We start from the raw sequence: 6869 nt of genomic DNA on the forward strand, positions 1-6869 counted from the left end.
GCTGGCCCGGGCGTGCGCCGGGTGGGCGCCCAGCAGCACGCTGAGCACCACCGACCGGGCCGTCATGGTGGCCATGGGCTAGACCTGTGACGCGCGGCGACCGTAGTCACCGAAGGGCTCGTCGCGATGCCGCACCGCTTCCCGGAAGCCGTGTTCGGTCGCGTCGGCGACGAAGGCGTGGCCTTCGGGGGTATGCCGGGCGACACCGTCGAACACGGTGCTGACCATCCTGCTGGTGGCCACACCCTGTTGCAGCAGAGCCGAATTGAGCGCGAGCTTGACCATGATCAGCTGGTTGACCGGCACCGCGGCGATCCGCTGCACCAGCCGCTCGGTGCGCTCGTCGAGGTCCTCGGGCTCCGGCGCCTCGACCGCCAGGCCCCATTCGGCGGCCTGAGCCCCGGTGATGCAATCGCCGGTGAACAGCAGGCGCTTGGCGCGCTGGTCGCCCAGCCGGTGCGCCCACAGGCCCGCCGCCGGGACGCCCCATACCCGGGTCGGCGGGTACCCGATCTTGGCGTCGGCGGCGGCGATCACCTGGTCGGCGTGCAGCGCGATGTCGGTGCCGCCGGCCACGCAATAGCCATGGATCTTGACCACCGTCGGCTTGTCGGCGTGCATCAGGCTGGAGAAGCCGCGCACGAACCGGCTCATCATCTGGTAGTCGATCATCGGGTCCCACGGCTGGTCGGGTAAGTGGTTGACCGCCTGGGTTTTTCCGCTGAGAACGGTGCCCGCATAGGCGCCGGTCCCGCCGGCCGAGCCGGTGCGATCGGCGTACGCGCTCAGGTCGAAGCCCGCACAGAAGCCCTCGCCACGACCCGACACCAGGATCACGTGCACATTCGGATCCAGATCGGCGCGCTCCACCAGCGCGGAGAGCTCCAGCGGGGTGTCCGCGACGATCGCGTTGCCCTTCTCCGGCCGGTTGAAGGTGATCCGGGCAACCCGATCGGTGACCTCATAGGTCATCGTCTTCAGGTTGTCGAAGTCGACCGGCCTGATCGCGTGAGTCATCCCTTTACTAGAGCACGCTCGAGAATGGGAGCCAGGTCGAGCCCGGTGGGCATCGTGCCGAACGCGCCGCCCCACTGACGGTCGAGCCGGGTGGTCAGGAAGGCCTCGGCGACCGCGGGGTGGCCGTGGCGCACCAGCAGCGAGCCCTGCAGCGCCAGACAGATGTCCTCGGCGACCTTGCGGGCCCGATGCGCGATGGTGTCCAGGTCGCTCAGGTCCTGCCGCAGCCGGTCGACGTGCGCGCCCAGTCGCGGGTCGGCCGCGGCGCTTTCGGAGAGTTCACCGAACAACACCTCGACGCATTCGGGGCGAGTTGCCATGGCGCGCAACGTGTCCAGCGCGCTCACATTGCCCGAGCCCTCCCAGATGCCCATCAGCGGCGCCTCACGGAACAACCGCGGCATGCCCGAGTCCTCGACGTAGCCGTTGCCGCCCAGGCATTCCAGCGCCTCGGCGGCGTGCGGGGTGGCGCGCTTGCACACCCAGTACTTGCTGGCCGCCAACCCGATACGGCGCAGCAACGCCTCCCGGTCGTCGCCGCGCAACGCCTTGTCGGTGGCGCCGGCCATCCGCATCGCGACGATGGTGGCGGCCTCGGCCTCCACGGCCAGGTCGGCCAGCACGTTGCGCATGAGCGGCTGGTCGATCAGGTAGGCGCCGAACGCCTTTCGGTGCTGAGCGTGGTGGATCGCGCGGGTCAGGCCGGTGCGCATGCTGGTGGCACTGCCGAGGGTGCAGTCCAGCCGCGTCAGGTTGACCATCTCGATGATGGTGGGGACGCCGCGGCCCTCCTCGCCCACCAACCATGCGGTGGCGCCGTCGTACTCGACCTCGCTGGACGCGTTGGCGTGGTTGCCCAGCTTGTCCTTGAGCCGCTGCAGGAACATGCGGTTGCGACTGCCGTCGGGCAGCACCCGCGGCAGCAGGAAGCAGGACAGCCCGCCCGGGGCCTGCGCGAGAACCAGGAAGATGTCGCACATCGGGGCCGAGGTGAACCACTTGTGACCGACGAGGCTGTAGGTGCCGTCGCCGTTCGGGGTGGCCTGCGTCGTCCCCGCCCGCACGTCGGAGCCGCCCTGCTTCTCGGTCATCGACATGCCCGCGGTGATGCCGCGTTTGGTGGTGGCCAGCTTGAGCTCGGGATCGTATTCGCGGCTGGTGAGCAGCGGCTCGTAGACCGCCGCGAGTTCGGGGTTGTAGCGCAGCGCAGGGACGACGGCGTAGGTCATCGAGATCGGGCAGGTGTGGCCGGGCTCGACGTTCCAGACCGACATCTTGGCCGCACGCACCACGTGGGCGCCCGGGCGCCCGTCGGCCCACGGTGCCGCGTGGATGCCGCTGGCGATCGCCGTGCGCATCAGTTCGTGGTACGCCGGGTCGTACTCGACCTCGTCGACCCGGTGGCCGTATTTGTCATGGGTGTGCAGGATGGGCCGGTTGCGGTCGGCGAGCTCGCCCCAGCGCTGGGCTTGGGCGCCGCCGGCGATCGCGCCCACCTCGGTCACCTCTTCGGAGCCCCATTCCCCACCCTCACGGATCAGGGCCTCGGCGAGTACCGCGGACGTCGCGGGGTTGTAGTTCTCCAGCGGGGGAACCTGGTTGGTGACGACATGCGTATCCGACATGCCCCTCATGTTACATTTTTTCGACAGCCGCACAAGAGGTGTAATGCGACGTCACCGTGGGTGCGCGGCGAAGAACTCCCACAGGGTGCGGGCGGCGAACGGCGGCCACTCGTGGCCGCCCTGATCGATCGTGATGAGCGTGACGCCGCGGTTGCCTGCGCAGCCCGCCGTCGACGTGGTGATCGGGCCATTGCTGGTGGTGGCCGGGCTTGCGCACTGATCGACGTTGCGCCAGAACGCATTCACCTCGGGCACCGCGGGGCCGTTGATCACGCTGAAACCCTGCCCGCCGCCGTAGGGCACCAGCCGGTCCGCCGTGCCGTGAATGTGCATGATCGACGTCGGACGCGGGTTGGGGCATCGAGTCAGCTGCGTGGCGGCGACCGGCCCGATCGCGGCGAAGATGTCGGTGGCGCACGCGAGCGTAAAGGACATGATGCCGCCGTTGCTCATTCCGGAGACATAGACACGGGCGGGGTCGGTGCCGACGTGCTTGGCGACGTCGGCGACGACCGCGCTGATGAACGCGACGTCGTCGACGCCCTCCCGTCCCGGCCGGCCGCAGCAGGTCTCCCCGTCGACGTTCCAGGCCCGGTCCAGCCCGTCCGGGTAGGCGACGACGACCTTGGCCGAATCGGCCAATTCGTCCCAGCCGTAATCCCTTTCGACCTGCCGGGCGCTCCCGGAATAGCCGTGCAGCACGACGACCAGCGGAGGCGATGCGGATTTGCCCGCCGGCTCGTAGAGCCGGTAGCTGCGATCGTGCCCGCCCACATCGAGGTGGTGCAGGCTGGTCCCGGTGACGAAGCCCGAGGGCGGCGCAGGCGAACAGCTCGCGACCAGGAGGACGACCCCGAGGAGCGTTGCGAGCCGACCGAGCACGGGCGGAGATCTCAGCCGCCGGTCTTTTCCCGCAGGAACGCGATGTCGTCCTTGCGTCCCTCGTCGGCGGTCTCGCAGATGACGGGTGCAGCGGCCGTTGTGACCACCGCGACGAGCAGCTCGGGATCGATCTGGCCGGTGCCGAAGTTGGCGTGCCGGTCGGCGCCCGAGCCCGCCGCGTCCCTCGAGTCGTTGCAGTGCACCAGGTCGATGCGGCCGGTCAGCGCCTTGATCCGGTCGACCGCGTCGACCAGCGCCTCGCCGGCGGCCCAGGCGTGGCAGGTGTCCAGGCAGAAGCCGATTCCCTTGTCGCCGATGTGATCCCAGAGTTTGCCGATCGTGTCGAAGTGACGCGCCATCGCGTGGTCGCCGCCCGCCGTGTTCTCCAGGTACACGGGCACATCGGTTTCCAGGTAGTCCAGCGCCTTGACCCACCGCTCGAACCCGGCCTCCATGTCGTCGTCGTCGGCGTGGCCGCCGTGCACGATCACGGCCGTCGCGCCGATCTCCGCGGCCGCGTCGCAGGTGTCCTGCAGGATCTTGCGCGACGGGATGCGGATGCGGTTGTTGGCCGACGCCACGTTGATGAGGTACGGCGCGTGGACGTAGAGCGGCACGGCCGACGCCTTGAGCGTGCCGGCGTCGTCGCGGGGCTTCGGCTTCTTCCAGCTCTGCGGGTTGCCGAGGAAGAACTGCACCACGTCGGCCCCGTCCGCCTGGGCGGCCGCCAGCGGGTCTTCGTTGTGGACGTGTGAACCGATGAGCACGTCGCCAGTGTAGTAAAGGGCGGCCGACGCGAGCGTCACGCCAGCGTGACATTGGGTCGCCAGAGCCACGCTGGCGTGACAGTCGGCGGGTACGAGCGGGTACGAAAAAACCCCGGGCGAGTGCCCGGGGCTTTTTCTGTGTCGACTACCGGTAGTCGCTGTAGCCGTAGTCGTCCAGCGGAACCGCGGCTCCAGTCGCCTGGCCGAAGTCCGGGCTGTAGTACTGATCCTCGTAGGACGGGATCGTGTACGCGGCGGCCCGGGCCTCCTCGGTCGGCTGCACCTGGATGTTGCGGTACCGGTTGATGCCGGTACCGGCCGGGATCAGCTTTCCGATGATCACGTTCTCCTTCAGACCGTTGAGCTTGTCGCTGCGGCAGTTGATGGCCGCATCGGTCAGCACTCGCGTGGTCTCCTGGAACGACGCCGCACTGAGCCACGAATCGGTGGCCAGCGATGCCTTCGTGATACCCATCAGTACCGGGCGCCCGGCGGCGGGCTCGCCGCCCTCGGCCACCACGCGACGGTTCTCCGCCTCGAACTCCGCGCGGTCGATCAGCGAGCCGGGCAGGAACTCCGTCGAGCCCGAGTCGATGATGGTGACGCGACGCAGCATCTGGCGGACGATCACCTCGATGTGCTTGTCGTGGATCGACACACCCTGGGCGCGGTAAACCTCCTGGACCTCGCGGACCAGGTGGATCTGCACCTCGCGGGGGCCCTGCACGCGCAACACCTCGTGCGGGTCGGCCGAACCCTCCATCAGCTGCTGGCCCACCTCGACGTGGTCGCCGTCGGACAGGACCCGCTCGGAACCGTCGTCGTGCTTGAACACGCGCAGCCGCTGCCGCTTGGAGAGCTTGTCGTACACGACCTCCTCGCTCCCGTCGTCGGGAACGATGGTGATCTTGTAGAAGCGCTCACCCTCCTCGAGTTGCACCCGCCCGGTGACGTCGGCGATCGGCGCCTTGCCGCGCGGGACGCGGGCCTCGAACAGTTCCTGGACCCGGGGCAGACCGCCGGTGATGTCCTCACCGACACCACCCTGGTGGAAGGTACGCATGGTCAGCTGCGTGCCGGGCTCACCGATGGACTGGGCCGCGACGATGCCGACGGCCTCGCCGATGTCGACCAGCTTGCCGGTGGCCATCGAACGCCCGTAGCAGGTCGCGCACACGCCGGTGCCCGTGGTGCAGGTCAGCACCGAGCGCACCTTCACCTGCGTGATGCCGGCCGCCAGCAGGGCGTCGATCTCCGGGTCACCCAGGTCCTCGCCGCGCGCGACGACGACGTTGCCGGCCTCGTCGACCGCGTCGGTGCCCAAAGTCCGCGCGTACGCCGAGGTTTCGATGTACGGGTCGCGGATCAGGGTGCCGTCGGGCTGACGCTCGGCGAGCTCGACGATGATGCCGCGCTCGGTCTCGCAGTCGTGCTCGCGGACGATGACGTCCTGGCTCACGTCCACCAGACGACGGGTCAGGTAACCCGAGTCGGCGGTACGCAACGCGGTGTCCGCCAGGCCCTTTCGGGCGCCGTGCGTGTTGATGAAGTACTCCAGCACCGTCAGGCCCTCGCGGAACGACGACTTGACCGGACGCGGGATGAACTCACCCTTCGGGTTGGTCACCAGACCCTTCATGCCGGCCAGCGTTCGGGTCTGGGTGAAGTTACCCGTGGCACCCGAGTCGACGATCGTGATGATCGGGTTGTCGCTGGGGTAGTGCTCGCGGAGCGCCTGACCGACCTCGTCGGTGGCTTCCTTCCAGATCTCCACCAGCGCCTCGTTGCGCTCGTCGTGGTTCAAAGCGCCTCGCTGGAACTGCTTTTCGACCTTCTCGGCCCGCTCCTCGTACTGGTCGAGGATCTCCTTCTTGCGCGGCGGGACCAGCACGTCGGCCATCGACACGGTGACCCCACTGCGGGTGGCCCAGTAGAAGCCGGCGTCCTTGAGCTTGTCGACGGTCTGCGCCACCACGATCATCGGGTAGCGCTCGGCGAGGTCGTTGATGATCGCGGCCTGCACCTTCTTGTGCATCTGCTTGTTCACGAACGGGTAGCCCACCGGCAGCAGCTCGTTGAACAGCACCCGGCCCAGCGTCGTCTCGGCCATCCAGGCGTCGCCCGGCTGCCAGCCGTTGGCGCCGAACAGCTCGGCCTCGATCTCGGCGGGCGGACGCAGCTGCGTCAGTCGCACCTTGATCTTGGCCCGCACCGACAGCACGCCGCGGTCGGCGGCCATGATCGCCTCGGCCGGCGAGGAGTACACGCCAACCTCCGGCTGATCCTTTGCGGCGGGCGAGAATTCGCCCTTGTCGCCGTCGACCTCGGTGGTCAGGAAGTACAGCCCGGTCACCATGTCCAGTCGCGGCATGGCCAGCGGGCGGCCGGAGGCCGGCGACAGGATGTTGTTGGAAGACAGCATCAGGATGCGGGCCTCGGCCTGCGCCTCGGCGCTCAGCGGCAGGTGCACCGCCATCTGGTCACCGTCGAAGTCGGCGTTGAACGCCTCACACACCAGCGGGTGCAGCTGAATCGCCTTGCCCTCCACCAGCATCGGCTCGAAGGCCTGGATGCCCAG

4 protein-coding genes and 2 pseudogenes are annotated in these 6869 nt (G+C 68.6%); all 6 read right to left on the reverse strand.

Annotated elements, in window-relative coordinates:
- A pseudogene (locus A9X05_RS31030) lies at window positions 1-75 on the reverse strand (PaaX domain-containing protein, C- domain protein); the annotation flags it as partial.
- A gap of 3 nt (window positions 76-78) precedes the next feature.
- Window positions 79-1017, reverse strand: coding sequence for a crotonase/enoyl-CoA hydratase family protein (locus A9X05_RS12520; RefSeq protein ID WP_067753440.1), 939 nt, complete (start codon window positions 1015-1017; stop codon window positions 79-81).
- On the reverse strand, window positions 1014-2642 hold the full coding sequence (locus A9X05_RS12525; RefSeq protein ID WP_067781698.1) for an acyl-CoA dehydrogenase family protein: 1629 nt from the start codon (window positions 2640-2642) through the stop codon (window positions 1014-1016). The genes A9X05_RS12520 and A9X05_RS12525 overlap by 4 nt, the downstream gene beginning before the upstream one ends.
- Before the next feature lie 51 nt (window positions 2643-2693).
- On the reverse strand, window positions 2694-3524 hold the full coding sequence (locus A9X05_RS12530; protein ID WP_067753433.1) for a PHB depolymerase family esterase: 831 nt from the start codon (window positions 3522-3524) through the stop codon (window positions 2694-2696).
- An 11-nt stretch (window positions 3525-3535) separates the two neighbouring features.
- A complete protein-coding gene (locus A9X05_RS12535) occupies window positions 3536-4291 on the reverse strand; it encodes a deoxyribonuclease IV (protein ID WP_067781701.1) in 756 nt (251 codons plus the stop codon).
- 145 nt (window positions 4292-4436) lie between these two features.
- Window positions 4437-6869, reverse strand: a pseudogene (locus A9X05_RS12540) (DNA-directed RNA polymerase subunit beta'); the annotation flags it as partial.

The sequence above is a fragment of the Mycobacterium sp. E3298 genome (assembly GCF_001666895.1).
Classification (GTDB): Bacteria; Actinomycetota; Actinomycetes; order Mycobacteriales; family Mycobacteriaceae; genus Mycobacterium.